The sequence below is a fragment of the Paenibacillus allorhizoplanae genome (assembly GCF_927798215.1).
Taxonomy (GTDB): domain Bacteria; phylum Bacillota; class Bacilli; order Paenibacillales; family NBRC-103111; genus Paenibacillus_E; species Paenibacillus_E allorhizoplanae.
On sequence record NZ_CAKMMW010000005.1, the window covers coordinates 243,427 to 262,771 of the forward strand.

15 protein-coding genes and 1 other annotated feature are annotated in these 19,345 nt (G+C 44.9%); of the genes, 11 read left to right on the forward strand and 4 right to left on the reverse strand.

Features of this window, described 5'->3' with window-relative positions:
• Positions 1-52 precede the first annotated feature (52 nt).
• Together L6I86_RS11935 and L6I86_RS11940 are read right to left on the reverse strand one after the other, a co-directional pair.
• Entirely contained in the window at positions 53-472 is a 420-nt protein-coding gene (locus L6I86_RS11935) for a DUF3995 domain-containing protein (protein WP_236287313.1), read from the reverse strand.
• Positions 473-545: 73 nt separating this feature from the next.
• Positions 546-1,004 carry a TetR/AcrR family transcriptional regulator gene (locus tag L6I86_RS11940; protein WP_236287315.1) on the reverse strand — a complete coding sequence of 153 codons (459 nt, stop codon included), beginning with the start codon at positions 1,002-1,004 and terminating at the stop codon, positions 546-548.
• 144 nt (positions 1,005-1,148) lie between these two features.
• Positions 1,149-1,374: a binding site (T-box leader), on the forward strand.
• 45 nt (positions 1,375-1,419) lie between these two features.
• Between L6I86_RS11940 and L6I86_RS11945 the strand changes: the two genes are divergently transcribed.
• The 7 genes from L6I86_RS11945 (at position 1,420) to L6I86_RS11975 (ending at position 8,400) form a co-directional block, all read left to right on the forward strand.
• On the forward strand, positions 1,420-2,232 hold the full coding sequence (locus L6I86_RS11945; RefSeq protein ID WP_236287317.1) for a class I SAM-dependent methyltransferase: 813 nt from the start codon (positions 1,420-1,422) through the stop codon (positions 2,230-2,232).
• 4 nt (positions 2,233-2,236) lie between these two features.
• The gene (locus L6I86_RS11950) at positions 2,237-2,869 is read left to right on the forward strand and encodes an NUDIX hydrolase (protein ID WP_236287319.1); all 633 of its coding nucleotides are present in this window, start codon (positions 2,237-2,239) and stop codon (positions 2,867-2,869) included.
• 18 nt (positions 2,870-2,887) lie between these two features.
• Positions 2,888-3,409, forward strand: a complete 522-nt coding sequence (locus L6I86_RS11955) for a YfiT family bacillithiol transferase (RefSeq protein ID WP_236287321.1) — start codon at positions 2,888-2,890, stop codon at positions 3,407-3,409.
• 345 nt (positions 3,410-3,754) lie between these two features.
• On the forward strand, positions 3,755-4,999 hold the full coding sequence (locus L6I86_RS11960; RefSeq protein ID WP_236287324.1) for a stalk domain-containing protein: 1,245 nt from the start codon (positions 3,755-3,757) through the stop codon (positions 4,997-4,999).
• A gap of 121 nt (positions 5,000-5,120) precedes the next feature.
• On the forward strand, positions 5,121-6,071 hold the full coding sequence (locus L6I86_RS11965) for a copper amine oxidase N-terminal domain-containing protein (RefSeq protein ID WP_236287326.1): 951 nt from the start codon (positions 5,121-5,123) through the stop codon (positions 6,069-6,071).
• A gap of 267 nt (positions 6,072-6,338) precedes the next feature.
• Positions 6,339-7,238: an alpha-amylase family protein gene (locus L6I86_RS11970; RefSeq protein ID WP_236287328.1), complete on the forward strand. Its 900-nt coding sequence runs from the start codon at positions 6,339-6,341 to the stop codon at positions 7,236-7,238.
• The gene (locus tag L6I86_RS11975; RefSeq protein ID WP_236287330.1) at positions 7,213-8,400 is read left to right on the forward strand and encodes an Ig-like domain-containing protein; all 1,188 of its coding nucleotides are present in this window, start codon (positions 7,213-7,215) and stop codon (positions 8,398-8,400) included. The genes L6I86_RS11970 and L6I86_RS11975 overlap by 26 nt, the downstream gene beginning before the upstream one ends.
• A 120-nt stretch (positions 8,401-8,520) precedes the next feature.
• Here the strand turns inward: L6I86_RS11975 and L6I86_RS11980 are convergent, their stop codons facing one another.
• Together L6I86_RS11980 and L6I86_RS11985 are read right to left on the reverse strand one after the other, a co-directional pair.
• Positions 8,521-10,299 carry a cache domain-containing sensor histidine kinase gene (locus L6I86_RS11980; protein ID WP_236287332.1) on the reverse strand — a complete coding sequence of 593 codons (1,779 nt, stop codon included), beginning with the start codon at positions 10,297-10,299 and terminating at the stop codon, positions 8,521-8,523.
• The gene (locus tag L6I86_RS11985) at positions 10,296-11,870 is read right to left on the reverse strand and encodes a response regulator (RefSeq protein WP_236287334.1); all 1,575 of its coding nucleotides are present in this window, start codon (positions 11,868-11,870) and stop codon (positions 10,296-10,298) included. The genes L6I86_RS11980 and L6I86_RS11985 overlap by 4 nt, the downstream gene beginning before the upstream one ends.
• A gap of 186 nt (positions 11,871-12,056) precedes the next feature.
• Between L6I86_RS11985 and L6I86_RS11990 the strand changes: the two genes are divergently transcribed.
• The 4 genes from L6I86_RS11990 to L6I86_RS12005 all read left to right on the forward strand — a co-directional run bounded on the left by L6I86_RS11990 (position 12,057) and on the right by L6I86_RS12005 (position 19,319).
• Positions 12,057-12,974, forward strand: a complete 918-nt coding sequence (locus L6I86_RS11990; RefSeq protein WP_057315568.1) for an ABC transporter permease — start codon at positions 12,057-12,059, stop codon at positions 12,972-12,974.
• A 27-nt stretch (positions 12,975-13,001) separates the two neighbouring features.
• The gene (locus tag L6I86_RS11995; RefSeq protein WP_056625360.1) at positions 13,002-13,901 is read left to right on the forward strand and encodes a carbohydrate ABC transporter permease; all 900 of its coding nucleotides are present in this window, start codon (positions 13,002-13,004) and stop codon (positions 13,899-13,901) included.
• Positions 13,902-13,973: 72 nt separating this feature from the next.
• Complete coding sequence (locus L6I86_RS12000) at positions 13,974-15,545, forward strand: ABC transporter substrate-binding protein (protein WP_236287336.1); 1,572 nt, start codon at positions 13,974-13,976, stop codon at positions 15,543-15,545.
• Between the two features lie 162 nt (positions 15,546-15,707).
• Complete coding sequence (locus L6I86_RS12005) at positions 15,708-19,319, forward strand: glycosyl hydrolase 53 family protein (RefSeq protein WP_236287338.1); 3,612 nt, start codon at positions 15,708-15,710, stop codon at positions 19,317-19,319.
• Positions 19,320-19,345: the final 26 nt, after the last annotated feature.

The following is a 19,345-nucleotide window of genomic DNA, read 5'->3' on the forward strand; positions in this document are numbered from 1 at the left end:
AAAACGTAAAGCCACCAATCATCTATCAGATGAGAGGTGGCTTTACATACTTCTACACAACGGTTAATAGAAATGAGAATGCCAAGAAGAGACAGAGAGGACTATAGAATCGCGTGTCATAGTAGGAGAAAGCTGTGTGTTTGACTCTTTTGAAAAAACCTAAATAGTTGAAATCCCCGATCGCTCTTAGGAAGAAAACACTCCCACAAAAGATACATGCCCACTTGGTGAACGAGTTTGCTTGTAGGAAGGACACCGTTTCAGACTGGGCAACCAATACGGCACATACACCCAACATCAATACGGCAACTGCTAGTGTCTCAGGCATACGAGGTAGAAATAAAGAAGCGCCATCTTTGGTCTGCGGCAGAGCCGCGCGGCTGCCCCATCTTCCACCGAATACCCAATACACATGGACCAAGCTGATGAACACCAGGAACGTGGCTGATACATAAACAAGAAGTGAGCTCATTGTTCAATCCCCTCCCAAATAACATCCATTTGCTTGTGAAACATAACAGTGAGATCTTCACCTTGAGATTGAATCATCGCCCAAGAGATTCCCAACGTGTTTGAAACGCATGTAAGTCCTTAGCCTCGTTAATGACCTGACACAAGGTCTGTTGAAAAATGAGGATATTAGGTGATTCTTCTTTCATGAGCAAGGCGGACTTCATCGTTTCAGATAACGTAAGCTTTAACAAATCTGAATGTTGTGCATAGGTGGAGAGCAGATCATTGAAGATCAGTCGAAGACGTTCTCTAAGATTAGGGACTTGATGTTTCTGGACAATCTCGCTCATAAATTGAATTTGTGATTGACCGAGATGAAGAAGGATATGCTCCTTTTTGGGGAAATAATTGAAGAAGGTTCCCTTCGCGATGCCACAAGATGAGGCAATTTCTTCAACGGTCACATTGTCATAACCTTTCTCCTGGAACAGCTCAATCGCTTTTAAAAATAGTTGCTGCTTGAGCTCTTGTTTGCGGACTTCTCTAAGCACAAATATCACCTCGCAAATAAATGACTGTGGTCATTATAGTTCCATTTACCAGTAATTTCAAGTGGATAAAATGTCGAAAAAAGAATCCATTGACAGGAAGTAATTGGGAATATAAACTTACATCACATCCAACTCCATACATATCCAAACGCAATGATTGGGACTAGTAAGGAACACCTATTGTCCAGAGAGCTGTCGCTTCGGTGGAAGACAGCCAATAGCTTCCCCAACTCACCCTTGAGCGGTAAGATCGAAGTGTTTCGTAGATCTTAACGGTTAACCACCGTGATCGGGTCTCGAGGATTTGTAACGATTTATGTTACGAATCAAGAAGAGTGGTACCGCGAAGGTTTAACCTGTCGCCTCTTTGTAGGCGATGGGTTTTTTGGCATTTCAATAAGGGAGGGAAATACGAATGAAGAATGTGATCGATTACTATGCCAAGTTTGATGAATGGGGAAGACTAGATCGCGAGCCTATTGAGTTTACAGTAAATTGGCACTACATGAAGAAGTATCTCCCTCGCGGTGGTCATGTCCTAGATAACGGGGCTGGGCCAGGCAAATACGCAATGGAATTAGCGAAACTCGACTATCACGTGACGCTTACCGACCTTACACCTAATCTTGTCGAGCTAGCGAAAGAGAAAGCAAGTGAGTTGGGGTTATCAGACAAGTTTAGTGGCTTTCATGTGTTGAACGCCACGAGTTTAGAGGGGATATCAGATGAAACCTTTGATGCTTCGTTGATGTTGGGACCACTTTATCATTTGCAAGTAGAAGAGGATCGCGTCGCTGCTGCAAGGGAATTGTATCGTGTGACCAAGAACGATGGCATCGTGTTTGTCGCTTTTCAAAGTCGGACGCGGATGCTGCTAACTTCGTTGCTCTTCCCCAATGCTTGGAAGCCAAATGACAATATGGCTGCTATTGAGCATTTTATAGAAGAAGGTATTTTTAATCATACAGATGCTGGTCGTTTCACGGGGGCTTATTATTTCAATGTGGAAGACATCAAACCATTTATGGAAAGCCAAGGATTTGAGACATTAGATCTGATTGGATCTTCCAATCTTGGGGCTTTGTTATCGCAAGAGCAGAAGCAATATTGGACGGATCGAGGAGAAAAGGACATGCTCATTGAACTTCTCATTCGATTGGCGCGTGATCCATCGGTGTTAGGGGTTTCCTCGCATTTGTTATATATCGGGAGAAAGCTAGGAGAGTGAAGAGATGACAGAACGTGATGTAAGCCTGAAATGGTTAGATTGGGCCAAACAAATTCAAGCGATTGCCCAAATCGGTTTAACGTATTCGAAGGATGTCTACGATCTAGAACGTTTCCAGGCGCTCCGGGAAATAAGTGTTGATATTCTGGATACGTACACTTTGGTAGGCAAGGATACAATTAACCTTAGCTTTGCCAATGAAAGCGGGTACGCAACGCCGAAGGTGGATATTCGAGGCGTTGTTTTTGAAGAGGATAAAATACTACTTGTGAAGGAAAAAGCAGATGGCGCTTGGGCGCTCCCTGGGGGTTGGGCCGATATTGGCTACTCACCTTCGGAAGTTGCTGTGAAAGAGATTAAAGAAGAGGCAGGCTTTGATGTAGTGCCTGTTAGATTGCTTGCTGTTCTAGATAAAAAGTTTCATGACCATCCACCAGAGCCCTATCACATCTATAAAATGTTTATTCTTTGCCAAATAGTTGGCGGAGAAGCGTTGGTCGGCGTGGAAACGAGTGAGGTGCGCTTTTTCGGTGAAAGTGAACTTCCCGAATTATCAGCAGAACGGAATACGATTGCTCAGGTGAAAAGCATGTTTGATTATTTAAGAGATCCGGATAAAGCGGTTAGATTGGACTAAGAGAGGAAGGCAGACGTTATGGAACAACTGCGATACCCGATTGGGAGATTCGAGCGGATCGAGCAGCCAACACAAGCGAATCGGGATAAATGGGTGTCTGACATTGCGGAGACAGCTGATCTTTTGCGGATGACTGTCTTAAACCTCAACCAGGAACAACGTTTAACGCCATATCGTCCAGGCGGTTGGACGGTTCAACAAGTCGTTCACCATATGGCGGACAATGATATGAATGCTTTTCTGCGTTTTAAGCGAGCCCTGACGGAGGATAGCCCCGTTGCAAGCTCATATCGGGAAGATTTATGGGCAGAGCTGAGTGATTATCAGGTACCTATTGAAGTTTCGATTCAACTATTGGAATCCATACATATTCGATTTGTAGCTGTGCTCCGCTCATTAGATCCTGCGGATTACAAGAAGACTTTTACTAGTCCAGTCCTTGGTGTACTTAGTCTGGAAACGGCACTGCAACGTTTTGTTTGGCATGACCGACATCACATTGCTCAGATCGCATCACTGAAAGAACGGATGGGTTGGTAGGTGCATTTCTTAGGGCAATACAAATCTCTATTCCAAAATTGAATAATAAATTTATAGGGCTGCCGAGTCTGATCTCGGTGGCCTTTTTATAAGCGCCAGAATTTATATGTTTTGGGTTTTGGGGTAAGCGAAGCTTAGCCCTTATTTATGGCTGAGATAGTCGAAATAATCGACTATCTCGAGAGTCCCCGGCATCTTTAGAGGTAAGATAGCCAAAATAATCTTAGTGAGAAGACAGATTCGCACGTGTGATCTGTCTTTTTCATCTTCTTTTGCAGGAATTAGGAGGGATTTTGTCGAAAAGGGATGATTCGTGGAAATCAAACCGTGTGTTACGGAGGTACAATGAAAAACTGGTTGAAAAAGAGTGTCAAGTTAGCAACTGTTCTTACTGGGGTATCCCTGGTAATCGGGAATCTCAGTGCACTAGCAGCAGGCAACGACGATCAAAGCGCTGCCTTAGATTATTTAAATGACGTCAGAGCACATATGGGCATTCCACTGATGGAATTAGATCCTTCGCTTACAACTGCAGCTGGCAAGCATGCGAATTATCTCCTCATGAATCAGGAGAACGGACATACAGAAACACCAAGTAAGCAAGGGTTTTCTGGCAAACTTCCCTGGGATCGGGCAGCCGCGACAGGTTTTGATACAGATAAATTCGGAGTATTTGAGGATGTTTCGTTTACGACCGATTCGCCAGAGAATGGCGTGCAGTCTTTGCTGGATGCTCCGCTTCATAGATCGAGTTTGATTCTTCCGGACATGTCGTTACTAGGCGTAGGGTATAACAAGCATGCGCTTGTTCTAAATCCTGCTAAGAAGTGGTTCACTCACACAGGAACGGGCGTTTATCCTTACGATGGACAGACGGGTGTACCGATTGGATTTTATGGTTTTGAGATACCGAATCCATTGGAACAATTCGATTTAGAGAAATCAGGTTATTTTATTACATACGCAGGGGTAGCTCAAGATAAGACGGACGTGACTGCCTCGCTGACGAATAGTCAAGATGAACCTGTTGAGATTTACAAATTAAAGCAAGAGCTCGGCGATACGAACGCTTGGCATATCATTCCGAAATATGAGCTTGCTTATGGAGAAACGTATACGGTAACTGTTGAGAATAACTCATGGTCTTTTACAACGGTTGAAAACCCAGCTGCACCTTCTACAGAACACAAAGGGAATCCGGTCAAAACGGACCAGCCAAAGAAATTTACGTCGAATGATGTTGGTATTCGTATCAATGGCACCTACGTCGACGTTTCTCCTAAAGCCAAAATCATTGGCGAAAGTACGTTCATCCCGCTTCGTGGCGTATTTGAAGCGATGGGAGCCAAAGTGATTTGGGAGGGAACCCGTCAAGAAGTTACGATTGTGAAAGGATCAAAAACAATTGTTTTGCCCATTGGGAAGAAACAAGCGCTAGTTAACGGAACATGGCAGGCACTTTCGAATGCGCCTTTTATTTCCGCAGAAGGTTCTACGTATGTACCCCTACGATTTGCTACCGAAGCACTTGGCGCGCAAGTGGCCTGGGAAAGTGATAAGTGGACGGCAGTCATCAATCAACTTGAATAAGCGAGAAAAAGTCGAGCGTAAGAGGCTCGGCTTTTTTATTTTGAAACAATTTCGAAGATGGTGCGTCTAATGAGTTATCATTGTTAAAATATGGAATAGATGCGTTTGGGAGGAGTCAACCATGAAGAAATATATGTTAGGTCTGGGTTGTGGCCTGCTGCTTGCAGGCTCATCTGTAGCTATCGCTTCTGACACGATTCAAGCGTTATTGTTTCCAGCTAGCTTTGAGATCAATGGCAGTCAAGTTAAGATGGATAGTGACTATCAGATTCTGAATGTAGATGGGCATGCTTATGTACCCATTCGCTTTGTAGCTGAAAATTTGGGAGCGACGATTGATTATGATGCAGAATCTCAAAAAATTGTCGTTAAAAATAAACCGTTAGACATCAAAGATCCAGATTACGCTAAGATCTCTGTGGGAAATTTAATCCTAACCAAAGCAGGCAATCAAACCAAAGTGACAGGTCAATTGGAATTCGAAGGCGTAGGAAACAGTCTTAACATGGTCGGAGCGGGATTGTCCTTTTACAATGAAGATAATCAGAAAATAGGAGAAGCTGTTATTTCGGGAAATAATTTCGGAGTAGATCCCCAAACATTTGTAACCAAGGGAGAGGGAGATTTCAAGAATTACGATGCGGTTTACCTTCATATTGGTGCAATCAATCACCGGATAATGATTGACGCTCCTACTATGTTATACAGAAATTCAAGCTATCGTTTCACACTCGCAATCCCGTCTAGCTGGGAGGAGAAATACGAGGTCGTTGAGCAGAAAGATGAAGAATCTGAACGTAACAATTTCCTGTTTATCAATCAGGCGAATAAAGCGTTCGGTGGTGTGATCTTTAGCATTTCCATATGGTCAAAGGGAGATTGGCTTGCAACTGGTGCTACCACGAAGGGAATTGGTCAAGTATACAAGTTAGGCGAAGATGCGGACCATGTGTTTCTCTTATTCCCCCCAGGAGATGTAGAGTATAATCCCAATGACGAGAAGCTAACAGCCGAATTTCATGCAATGGTGGACCAAATTAGTGAAATTAGAACGAGTTTCAAATTCGAATAATAGCAGACATGAGAGCAAGTACCGAGCGAATAGCGGTGCTTGTTTTTTGCGTTCAACAAACCCTTGATTTAACACTTATTCCACTTGCATCCTACCCATATATCACAACTCGTTCGTATTCCTATCAATAATTGACTGCCGATAGAAAGAGGTTAATTCAAGATAGGTTTTATCAAGTGAGCGTTCTATCTAGGTGATGTCAGGGATGGTATGTTCTATCTAGGCTAAAGAAAGCGCTTAATAAAAGATGTTAGGAGTGTGTAGGCATTGATAAAAAGAAGTATATCTAGTGTGATCTGCGTGATGATGATGTTTAGCCTACTTGTAGGGGTCTTGCCTCAACCGTCGTATGCCGCTAGCGGCCCATGGGATTTGCTCAATGATAATTTGAGTAGTTTCACGAGTACTGGCTGGACAGAGCAGAAAACAACGGGTTTCACAGGATCGGTTACGCAAAATACGGGGAATGTAACCATTATGGATGCGTCTGATAAATCTACGTATCTTTTAAAGCAGCCAGTCGCACCAGCTTCAGGCGCGTTCACATTTGAAGCTATAGCTAAGGTAAATGCGACAGGAACACTCAATGAGTTTACGGTACGGGGTGCTTCTTATTTAATTAGCTTTTATTTAACCTACGGAACAAGTGGTGTGGTGCAAAATAAAGCCTCCAGTTCGACCAAATCGTATGTAGCCGTACCGAAAATCAATGCTGCGGGCTTCGATATGTTTATGTTTGACGATGGTTGGAACAATGCGAATGATACGGGCACATCAAGAGATGGTGTCGAAGCACTTCCATCGATTACGAACGATATGAAGGGGCTTGCGGATTATTTTCAAAATAAAGGATTGCTGCTTGGTATGTGGTATTCCATGACCGGTGGTTATCATAATCGCGGGAACGATTTGGCCGACCCTGCCGTGATAGCAGCGAAGAAAGAGAAGATTAGCTACTTGATTGATAATTATCATTTATCACATCAAATGGTTGACTTAACCGAATTCTGGCCGAATTCAGATGTAACGACGTATTCACATCCGACGGATAATGTGTATCGCAAAAATGTCTTGACGAACCATGTGTTGAATGAAGTTGTTGATGAAAATCCGGACTATATGGTGAAATATACGACTGAGGTTGATATTTGGCCTACGCAGGAATGATCGTACGAATGAACTGCTTCATGTCGTAGACAATGGCTGGACTACAGCGACGACAGAGTATGGTGAAGACTTGGATAATGTGGCTGCGGATGTGAGCATTGCGGGAAAAACGACGGTAAGTGGTGGAACACAGTCTGTCGTTAGTAGTGGAAGTACACCGAATGCGTCCCCGCAGGGCTTGAATTTCGCATCTACGGCTACAACAGCGGGCAGTTACATTGATTTCAAACTTAATGTGACGAAAGCTGGTGTCTACCGGATTCAAGTAGCAGCGAAAGTGAATGCTAACAGAGGTATTGGACAGTGGTATGTGGATGGTGTAAAAACAGGTCCTGTGTGGGATCAGAGAATGGAAAATGGGCAAGTGCTTGCCGCTGAGAAAATTGGATTCTTTACGTTAGGCGATGTTACTTTTGAAACGGCTGGAGAGAAAACATTGCGGTTCGAGTTCCAAGGTGGATCGAACAAAGTGATTAATACCGATCGGTTTATTATGACACCTGTATCGGAAGTGTCGGGGCAAACTCCAGGTATTGCAATCACTGGTGAAGCATCCCTTGATGTTAATCAAGCAGTGACCTTACACGCAGCCATTACAGGTTTGCACGCTTTCTATGCGTCAGGCGATTATGTCAAATGGTTCGTAGAGAGTCAACGTGCAACCAATGGCAGAAATAAAGTAATTTCCATTGTCGCGAATGGATTAGATGTACTAGTGACAGGCGTAAATCCAGGAACGGCCCGATTGAAGGCCATGAGTACGGTGAATGCGAAGGTGTTCAATTATTATGATGTCGTTGTAACTCAGGCGAATGTCATTACTTCCATTACACCGGTGAATGTGACAACGGTGGCTGGCATAGCGCCAGTATTGCCTGCAACGGTAACGGCTTTCTATACCGATGGAACGACAGCTCAGCTTGGCGTTACATGGGATGGCGTGAATGCAGCTAGCTATGCGCAAGCAGGGACATTTGACGTATCAGGGTACACTGCATTTGCAGATGCGACAGATATTGCAGGATACGCGGCAGATGCGATTGCGTTGATGCAAAGCGCAGGCATTATTGAGGGCAGCGATGGCAAATTCATGCCACTGGCGCAGGCAACCCGTGCGCAAGCTGCTGTTATCATTCAACGATTAGTGAAACTTAATCAGTAAAAGAAAAAGCCAGCGGGTTGGTATCCGCTGGCTTTTTCTTAGCGTACATATGTTCCGTATCGTTGCGAAATTTGAGTAAACAAGTAAATAGCGTCCCTATGTTCCGCACCTACAGACATCTTATTCTTCCTCTTCGGTAAATGGGAACGTAATCTCAACCTCGGTCCCAACTCCCGGGACACTTCGATAAATGAGCTTCGCAGGCTCACCGAAATAGTGGCGAATACGTTCGCCAACATTCTTAACGCCGAAGCTGCTGCCACCGATCCGACTTCGACTAATGCCCGCCATCATATCTTCGATGAGGTTGGGACTCATGCCCACACCGTCATCCTTGATGAGGAGGTGCATCGTAAGATCTTCCAGATAGGCCCTGATCGAGATGCTGCCTTCGCGCTGTGTTCGACCTAATATCCCATGAAGAATGGCATTCTCAACAAGGGGCTGCAGGGTGATTTTCGGAATCGGATGGCTGAGCAGCTCTTCAGGTACGTCAATCTGGAAATCAATTTTATTTTCAAAACGAATATTCTGAATCTGCACATAGAACGAAACATGCTGCAGCTCTTCACGCAAGGTGATAATGTCTTTGCCGCTGCTGAGGCTGACTTTGTAGAAACGAGCGAGAGCCTTGACCACCTTCTTAATGTCCGTGTTCAACCCGCTGTCGGCCATCCAGTTAATGAGATCCAATGTATTATAGAGAAAATGTGGATTGATCTGCGATTGCAGTGCTTTTAATTCGGCGTTTTTGACCTCTTGTCCCAGCCGGTAATGCTCCTTATTCATCGAGCTTATTTGTTCGATCATGTAATTATACGTTTGGATCAGCTCACCGATTTCATCTCTACCCTGTGTCTGAGCGAGCGCGATGAGATTTCCATTCTGCACGTCCCGTAAGCGGCTAGTCAATTGCGTGATACGCCGTGTGACGGAGAAGGAGAAGAGGTAGGCTAACAAGTAGGCGATGACCGTCACGATGAGCAAAATAACCAACAAATCATTGCGCAATTGGTGACTTTGCTGCACAACCTCATGCAGTGGTATGACGGTGACCATCCCCCAATTGGAAGGCAGTTGCCGGAACAAATAGTAATTGTTATTCGTTTGCCAAGTAGTGGAGACTGCATCATCTAGCGTATCAGGCAAATTGACTAGCGTGGTCACTGACGGATCCGAGGATAGGACGATTTGTTGATTCTGATCGACCAAGAAGGTCGTACTGTTTCTGACCACATTCGCCTTACTCAGCATGGAACGAATCGTTTCCGCTTGTACATCAACGCGTAATTGACCGATGGGAATGGCATAATTGTTCGGATCCAATATACTACGGACTACGTAGAGCGAAGAATTGTCACGGGTAGCATTCTGCCCAAGTTCTGGGGCTGAGCACCACAAATATTTGGCATGCAAATCATTTAACCGGTTGAAACAAGGACTGTCCTTCGTTTCATTAAGTGATAAGAAATTCTCAGTCTCATTGGCGAAAATAAAAGCACTAGGCACGTAAAGGATGACACGTGAAATATCAAGGCTATCCTGCATAGAGCGCAGCAGCTTCTTAAGATTAGCGTATTCCTGCAGCTCACGATTGATATCACTGGTTACGTTGTTATCCATCAGAATGTCCGAGATGGCGGAGTTGGAAACCAGAATATTCGTTGTCTCTGCAATCCGTTGGACGCGATAATTCAGAAAGGAATACGTCTGATCAAAGCCTTGTTTAGCCGAATAGGTGACATGATTGATGATGATATCGGACATTTTCTCGGAAGCAATGAACTGATAGAAGCCGAGTGGAAGCATGATCAGAAGCAAATAGGTGTACATAATCTTATGACGCAGCTTCGTATTGTACAGCCATTTGCGCAGAATTTGAATGAAAGAGAAGATCATGATTGGCATCGCTCCCGATACTCGGAAGGCGTCATGCCCGTGGATTTGCGGAATATTTTGGCGAAATGTTCCCCGTCCTTGAAGCCCACTTGCGAAGCGACATCGAGTACTTTCAGTCGGTTGTTGCGTAGCAGCTCTTTCGCTTTTTCCATCCGATATTCGGTCACATATTGCTTGATCGTTTTCCCAGTAGCATCTTTAAAGATCGAAATAAGATGAGAAGCCGTCATCTGCATATGATCACTTACATCCTGCACGGAAAGATCGTCGTCAGCGTAATGCAGATGTATGAAACGTACGATTCGGGAGCTTGTCGAAGACATGCCACCGCTCGAGCGATCTTGAATAGCTTTTCTCAATTCGTCTAGCTTCATGGCGGTAACTCGGTGGATATCGTCCAAATAATGACATTCCAGAATCAGCTTCCAAGCCACATCATTTTCCTCAGAGGTATCGAAGAGGGTGATGTTCCGACTTTGTGCAAATTTATCCATTTCCAGAATGAAGCGGTAGTAGAGCTCTTTCACACTAACAATCAGCGTGCCTGGATGTTGGCGAATATCCGCGGTTATCGTTGCGAGCATCTGATCGGCGTCAGCGAAATGCTCTTCAGACAACGCTTCCGTGAAGCGAACGTGTTGTTCAGGCTGCGTTACATAATGCAGCGATTGCGCATCACTTCCCGTATTATCATGCAAAATGAGGGAGCACGGTTTGTGAAAGAACGACTCCTGTAAGCGGAGCACAGCACTCGTATAGGACTCCTGCAGCTTATAGGCGGAAGGGACAATTTTGCCCGCAGCGATGGAAAATAAACCGTACTCCCGCTTCAAGGCGGTTGATAGCTCGTAGCACAGATGTTGAACATGGCTGATCTCGACACCATCATGCTGCTGCGAAAAGAAGTGAATGATCGCGTGATAATCATCTTTCCAAGCGTACAAATAGGGCTGCTCACTGTTAGCAAGCGCTTCATCAATTAAATGTCCCAGCGTTTCTTTCTGCGATCCAGGTGAAATCAGTTTGATGACGGCCGTTGCTGCGGGTGCTTGCATGACAGCTGTGAAATCAGCTGCAAATAAGCGACTATGCAGCATGTCCTCATCGTAACCGCCGCGAATCAGCTGTAAAGCGGCTTCTTGCTTCATATAACTCTTGTTTTCTTTGGCTACCGTATCATTGGCAACATGGCGCTGTTCTTCCAATACGATATCAATCGCACCCCGCAGGGCATCTTCTAATTCTTCCACATCAATTGGTTTCTCTACATAACTAACCGCTTTCAACGTTATCGCGGCTTTCAAATATTCTTTGTCGGCATAGCCGCTCATAAAGACGATTTTGCATTGCGGGTATTTGCGGCGAAGATGAAAGGCAAGCTCGATGCCATCCATCCGCGGCATGCGAATGTCGGTGAGCACGATGTCCGGCTTGAACTGTTCCGCAATAGCAACAGCATCCAGACCGTCTACTGCTTCTTGGAGTTCGGTGATGCCAAGGCGCCCCCAACTGACGGATTTGAGTACGCCTTCGCGCGTGAATTTCTCATCTTCTACAAATAGAAGTTTCATGACGGGCAACCCCCCTTAGATGTAGCTATAGATTATCTCATATTTACATGCAATACCACTAGCTAGCGGGGTTATCTGCAAAAGTTACAGGGAATCGATATTTTGTCGGGTTATCATGTTCCGAGTAACCTGTTAATTTAGATACAGGAGAGAGACAACTAGAAACGGATGGGGGAAAGGATAGAGATGAGAACAGGACTCCTGTATCGCATGAGATCCAAGAAAGCGCTGTTATTCATGATTGCGCCGGCAGTACTTTACTTCTTGCTTTTCAGCTATGTACCGATGGCAGGCATTGTGTTGGCATTCAAGCAGTATCGCTATGATTTAGGAATTATGGGGTCGCCTTGGGTAGGTTTGGACAACTTTAAGTTCTTCTTTCTGACAGGAGATGCCTTCCGAGTAACCAGGAACACGCTGCTCTACAATGCGGCATTCATTCTTATTAATAATGGTTTACAAATTATTGTCGCCATCTTCATGGCGGAAATCGGGTCCAAGCTGTTTCGTAAAACAGCGCAGACGGTCATGTTTTTACCCTACTTTTTATCCTGGGTGGTCGTAGGAGCGGTTGCTTACAATTTGTTTAACTACGAGCATGGAACGGTAAATACGCTGCTGCGTGCGTTGCACATTCCTGAATTAGATATCTATACAACGACGGAGTATTGGAAATATATCTTGGTTTTCTTCTCGGCATGGAAAGCAGTGGGGTATGGTGCTGTGTTCTACATGGCCTCCATTCTAAGCATTGATCGTGAGACTTATGAAGCAGCGGAAATCGATGGTGCTAACGTGTTCCAGCGCATTCGATACATCACGTTACCATCACTCCGACCAACGATTACGATTCTTGTACTTTTGGCAATTGGCGGCATTTTCCGTGGCGATTTCGGACTGTTCTACCAGCTGGTGGGTAATAACGGCCTACTGTATGAAACGACAGATGTCATTGACACTTACGTGTATCGCTCTCTGTTGGTTAACAATGAAATCGGCATGTCATCTGCAATCGGGTTCTATCAGTCAATTCTGTGTTTTGTCACAATTATGGTGACGAATTTCCTAGTACGTAAATCAGATAAAGATAATGCGTTATTCTAAACTTACAGCAACTTGCGAGGTGGAACTATGAGTACGACTAGTGTGAAAAAGAGTCAAATCGATCAACGCATCTTGGATACGGTTGGCTATGTCTTTATAGCAGTGATATGTTTGGCTTGCTTGATTCCTTTCTTGCTCATCATTAGCGGATCATTAACAAGTGAGTCATCGATTACTAGCGATGGGTTCCGCTTATGGCCGAAGGAATTTTCGTGGGATGCCTACACGTTTGCGCTTAAGCATCCTGAGCAATTCGTGAGCTCATATTTGCTTACTATTGCATTGACGGTAACAGGTACAGTTGTGGGATTATTCATCTCCGCGATGGCAGCGTATGTGCTGCAGCGTCAGGATTTTGAATGGCGCAGCGGATTTTCGTTCTTCTTCTACTTTACGACGCTGTTTAACGGTGGACTTGTACCTTGGTATATCTTAATGGTTAACTATTTACACATGAAGAATACCTTCTGGGCTTTGCTTGTCCCACCATTGTTAAATGTGTTCTATATCATCATCTTACGAACGTTTCTGCGCAGCATCCCGGATGCGATTACTGAGTCAGCGAAAATCGATGGAGCAGGGGATTTCACGATCTTCGTGCGATTGATTATCCCTTTAGCGAAGCCCGGACTAGCTACCATTGGCTTGTTCACCGCGTTGAATTATTGGAACGATTGGTTTAACTCGTTGCTGTTTGTGCAGAATGAGAAACTGTACACCCTGCAATATTTACTCTATAAAATGTTAGGAAATCTCGAAGGGATTCGCAAAGTTATGGCGATTACCGGTATGCAGGTAACAGACTTGCCTGGCGAGAGTTTGAAGATGGCCTTAGCCATTCTAGTCACAGGACCGATCATTTTCTTGTATCCGTTCGTACAGCGTTATTTCGTTCAAGGCTTAACGGTTGGAGCTGTAAAAGGTTAAAAAAGGGTAGCCCCGGGAATTCCATTTCCCGGTTTATCATAACTTATCTATCATTTATAAGGGGAGAATAACATGGCAAACACGAAAAAATTAGCCACACTCAGTCTGGCATCCTTATTTGCAATGGGAACTGTACTGACAGCTTGCAGCACCAAAGAAGCTACGCCTTCACCAAGTGCGTCTTCGTCATTAGTTCCACAAGCAAGCGCTTCCGCGACTGCAGCTGCTAATACGGGAATTGATACAAGCAAGGAAGTTAAGCTGAAAACGGTTCTGTTAGGCTCCAAGCCGAAGGCTTTTGATGAGGTATACGGAGAAGTCAATAAATTAATGAAGCAAAAGATTAATGCCACTCTCGACATTAGCTTCTTGGATTGGGGCGAATATCAACAGAAATATCCCTTGATGTTTGCTGCGAATGAAGACTTCGATCTTGTGTTCTCCGCGACTTGGTCCTACTATGCCCAACAAGCTACGAAGAATGGTTTCATGCCTTTGACCGAGGATCTGATCAAGAAATTCGCGCCAAAAACATGGGCCGAAGAGCCGAAGGTCGCTTGGGAGCAAGCGAAAATCAACGGCAAAATTTACATGATTCCTCAAAACAATTTTGAATATAGCTATCATATGATTGGTATTCGTGGTGATCTGCGTCAGAAGTATAATTTGCCTGAGCTGAAAACGTATGATGATTATGTGAATTACTTGAAAGTAATCTCGGAGAAAGAAAAAGATTTCAAACCAAGCATTGGGGTAAGTGAGTTTAATTCGGTAGAGTTGATTCAGCCGAACGAATGGAACTTTGTCGTCCCGCAGCTGCCTATCGTGTATAAAGTCACTGAAGCAACAGGCAAACTGTTCAACTATGTAGATACACCTGAATTCGCTACTTTCTCTAAGAAAATGTTCGATACCCAAAAGACGGGTGCTTGGTCCCGTGATGCGATTGCCAATAAAGTAGATAAAACACAAGCTTTCAAAGATGGTAAATTAGCTTCAGTTGAGTGGAATCTAGGTACCCTGCTGCGCACAAAATCCGAAATGCAAACAACGCATCCGGATTGGAAAGTCGAGTTATACGATCTAAGTGCAGACAAGAAACGTCTATCCAATCCATTCATCAACAATGGGATGTCCATTCACGCGGGTTCCAAGAACTATGAGCGCGCATTGATGGCGATTGACCTTCTTCGTTATGACCCAGAGATTCATGATTTGACGAACTACGGTATCAAAGGCAAGCACTATGAGCCAGTAGGCAAAGACCAATTCAAGCCTCTTCCAGCTTCGGCCGATTTCCCGCCATCTGGTACAGATCCGTGGGGCTGGAACTCATTGAATGAGCGTCTGGATTCGACTGTAGCTGAAGAAACGATAAAGTTCACGGAGAATTGGAAAAAAACCGTAACGGTTAACCATCCTTTGGAAACATTTACGTTTGATGATACCAAAGTGAAGAATGAAGTAGCAGCTGTCAGTAATGTAATGGAAACTTATGGAAAACCATTATTCTACGGCTTAGTTGATCCTAGCGATGCTGGGCATGGTTTGCAAATCTTCAAAGATAAGTTGAAGCAAGCAGGTATCGATAAGATTGTGGCTGAAATGCAAAGCCAAGCTGATCCTGTTATCGCTAAAAAATAAGTGTAGACCGCTTCCTGGTGCAGGAGGCGGTTTTTTTGTGCGTCTATAAATTGAACAGGTAATCGATATTTTTGCGGGTTATGCTGCTATTCCGATGTTGGTAAGATGTAGCAGTGGGAAAAGAAAGCGTTCACATTAGAGCGTGAGAGAGGATTTGAGACGATGAAGAAAAGCTTAGTAATCGCTATGGCTGCAATGTTAACCACAGGAATACTGCCTACGGCAACTCCAACCGTACTGGCAGATTCGCCGGCTACAACGACTTCGAGTGACATCCACATTAACCCAATCCCTGGTTTGTCTGCGGATTTCATTAAAGGCGCTGATGTGTCCATGTTGAAGCAAATTGAAGTCAGCGGGGGCAAATTTTACGATGGGGGCATTGAGAAAGAGGCTCTCCAAATACTAAAGGACCATGGGGTGAACTGGGTCAGACTACGTGTTTGGAATAATCCAGTTGATGCGAATGGAATTGGGCTTGGCGGTGGAAATAACGATAAGGCGAGAACGATTGAAATTGCCAAAAGAGCTCATGAGCTCGGTCTTAAGGTGCTGCTCGATTTCCATTATAGCGATTTCTGGGCAGATCCTTCTAAACAAACGAAGCCTGCGGCTTGGGAAGGGCTTAACGCTGTCCAGCTTCAACAAGCGTTGTACACGTATACAGCGGATGTAATTCAAAGCTTAACAGATGAAGGCGTAATGCCGGAAATGGTACAGATCGGGAATGAGACGAACACTGGAATGGTGTGGCCAGAAGGACAGACTACGGGAAGCGGCGGCTATGAGGGATGGGCGAATTTGATCAAACAAGGTGTCCAAGCTGTTCGTGACCATGATCCGAACAATGCGAATGCGCTACGCACAAAAATTATGATTCATCTTGCCGATGGTGGGAACAATGAGCTGTTTCGCCGGAATTTTGATCAATTGACCTCGCGTCAGGTGGATTATGATGTGATTGGCTTCTCGTACTATCCCTATTGGCATGGGCCACTGGAGGATCTCCAAACCAATATGGTTGACATTTCTAAGCGATATGGCAAAGAGGTGCTTGTAGCTGAGAATGCGTATGCATACACGCTGAAGGATGGCGACAATTTCTCGAACAATTTCGGGCCTAGTCAAGAACAATTAGGCGGATATAAAGCGACCGTTCAAGGTCAAGCACAAGAGGTACATGATGTAATGAACGCTGTCGCACAGGTTCCCAATCAGAAGGGACTTGGAGTGTTTTACTGGGAACCCGATTGGATTCCAGTGAAAGGTGCGGAGTGGAGTTCGAAGGCTGGAGAGGGAAACGGTTGGGAAAATCAAGCGATGTTTGATTTTAACGGTCATGCATTGCCATCGTTGGATGTCTTTAATCGTGTCTCGGCTAGCTCGAGCGGCGAGCTCTTTGTTGCGGAGGCAACAGTGATACACCCGGAACAAATTAAAGTAACGGTTGGTAGTACACCGGTGCTTCCAAGTAAAGTGCAGGTTGAATTTACGGATGATTCCGTTCGTGATTTACCCGTGACGTGGGATGTCTTTGAAGAGGATGCCTTGCAGCATCCAGGTACGATTCAGCTTCAGGGCACTGTGGCGGGTGTTCCGTTAAGAGCAACTGGAACAATTACTGTTCAGGGCTCTACCAACTTGGTGAGCAATCCTGGATTTGAAAGTGGTAACAACGCCAATTGGACGATCACTGGGGGGAGCAACGCAATTAAAGTGGTATCAGATAGTGCAAATGCGCATGATGGCAGTACCTATGCACTCCACTACTCCTTACCGCAGGATATGCCATTTTCGGCTACGCAAACGATTACTGGTTTAGCTAACGGGAAATACACCCTGAAAGCTTGGTCACACGGCGGCGGGGGAGAAAGCAGCATGCAGTTGTTTGCCAAGGACTACGGCGGTGCTGAATTGTCTGAGAGCATTGTGAATACAGGCTGGTTAGCATGGAAGCATCCGATTCTGATGAATATTGAGGTTACTAATAATACAGCAGATCATGGTACAGAACCGAATGGTACAGCGACTATTGGGATAAAGGCCGAAGGTAAATCCGGTAACTGGGGCAATTTGGATGATTTCGAGTTCTATACGGATCGCACAACTGAAACACTGTCTGCGCCAAGTCGAGTTACGAAGGGATCAATCTTTAGCGTGAACGTTGGAAACGGAGGATTAGTAGATACGATTTTTGCAGAGGATCTCGTCATCCGTTATGATTCGGAAGCGTTTGAGTTTATATCGGAACAAAGCGCATCTCAAGCAGTGCAGCTGCTAACCACGGATGCGCATTCACCTGGGGTTGTAAGGCTCATTCTTGGCCATTTGGGCGGAAAGTCATTGAATTCGAATTCTGTCGCGCTTACGTTGCGTGCGAAGGGTGAAACCAATGCGGCAGAGGGAGTCGTTGAGGTAGCTTCTGCGGGATGGGGTACGGCACCAGCAGGTGGAATTATTACGCCAGCTTCGTTGGGTTCGGTGAAAGTTAAGTTGGTTACGGAAGACATTAAACAGATCGGAGAGACTCCATCTCAACCAACGGAAATGCCAAGTACAGGAGCAGCTCAACCAAATCCTGTGCCTGCTATCGAACTTAGTTTAGAAGGTGCTGCCAGCCTGAAACAAACGCCTTCTTTGAATGACAGCCATACGGCCGTTGCATCCGTCTCACTTGAGGTGTGGAAGCAAATGGTTGAATTGGCGAAAACGGATGCTAACGGAAATAAGAAATTATCGGTAATTTTGCCCAAAGTTGATGGCGCTAACTCCTATGAGCAAGAGCTGCCTAGAGCAGCTTTACAAGGCTCTGCAGAGAATCAGTTAGTGGAGGTCATCACCCCACAAGGAACGGTATCATTGCCAAGTAACATGCTTAGCTCAACGAGTGGTAAGGAGTCGGATTCCATAAGTTTGACAATTGGTTCCTTAGATCCTTCTCAGATACCTGATGCATTGAAAGCGAAAATTGGCAGCAAGCCCGTGATTGATTTGAAATTGAGAGCAGGCGCAGAAGTACTCCATTGGAACAATCCGGCTGCCCCAGTGATGGTTACGATTCCTTACGAGCCAACAGGGGAAGAACTGAAAAATCTTGATCATATCGTCATTTGGTATGTCGATGAGAACGGTCAAGCCATAGCTGTACCCAATGCGAAGTACGATGCTGTAGCACATAGCGTTGTATTTACCACGACACATTTCAGTACGTATGCTGTGGCTTACGTAAATCGTACGTTCGGCGATTTGGCCGGCTTCGCTTGGGCACAGAAAGCAGTGGAAGCACTAGCTTCCAAAGGTGTTACTACAGGTACATCATCGGATACATTTAGTCCGGAGCAAGAAGTATCTCGAGCTGATTATATTGTGATGTTGGTAAAAGCCTTAGGACTCACGGCGAATGCAGGGGATAGTTTTCAAGATGTGACGACTGCTGATTATTATTCTGAAGCGGTAGGAATTGCCAAAGCACTCGGCATTATCGAGGGTAGTGATACCTACCATTTTAACCCAAAGGCAAATATAACGAGAGAAGATCTGATGGTTATTACGGCAAGAGCACTTCACCAAGCGCATCGATTGGATTTGAGTAATGAGACTAGCACCTTGGATACATTCTCGGACAACATGGACGTGTCGAGCTATGCGAAAGCAGCTATTGAAACGTTGCTCAAAACAGGCCTCGTTCAAGGCAATGGACAGGGAATTGTACCTAAAGCATACACAACTCGAGCAGAAGCGGCAGTTATTCTTTATCGGTTGTTTCATTTTTAACTTAAAGGAGGAGGAGGTTTACTATG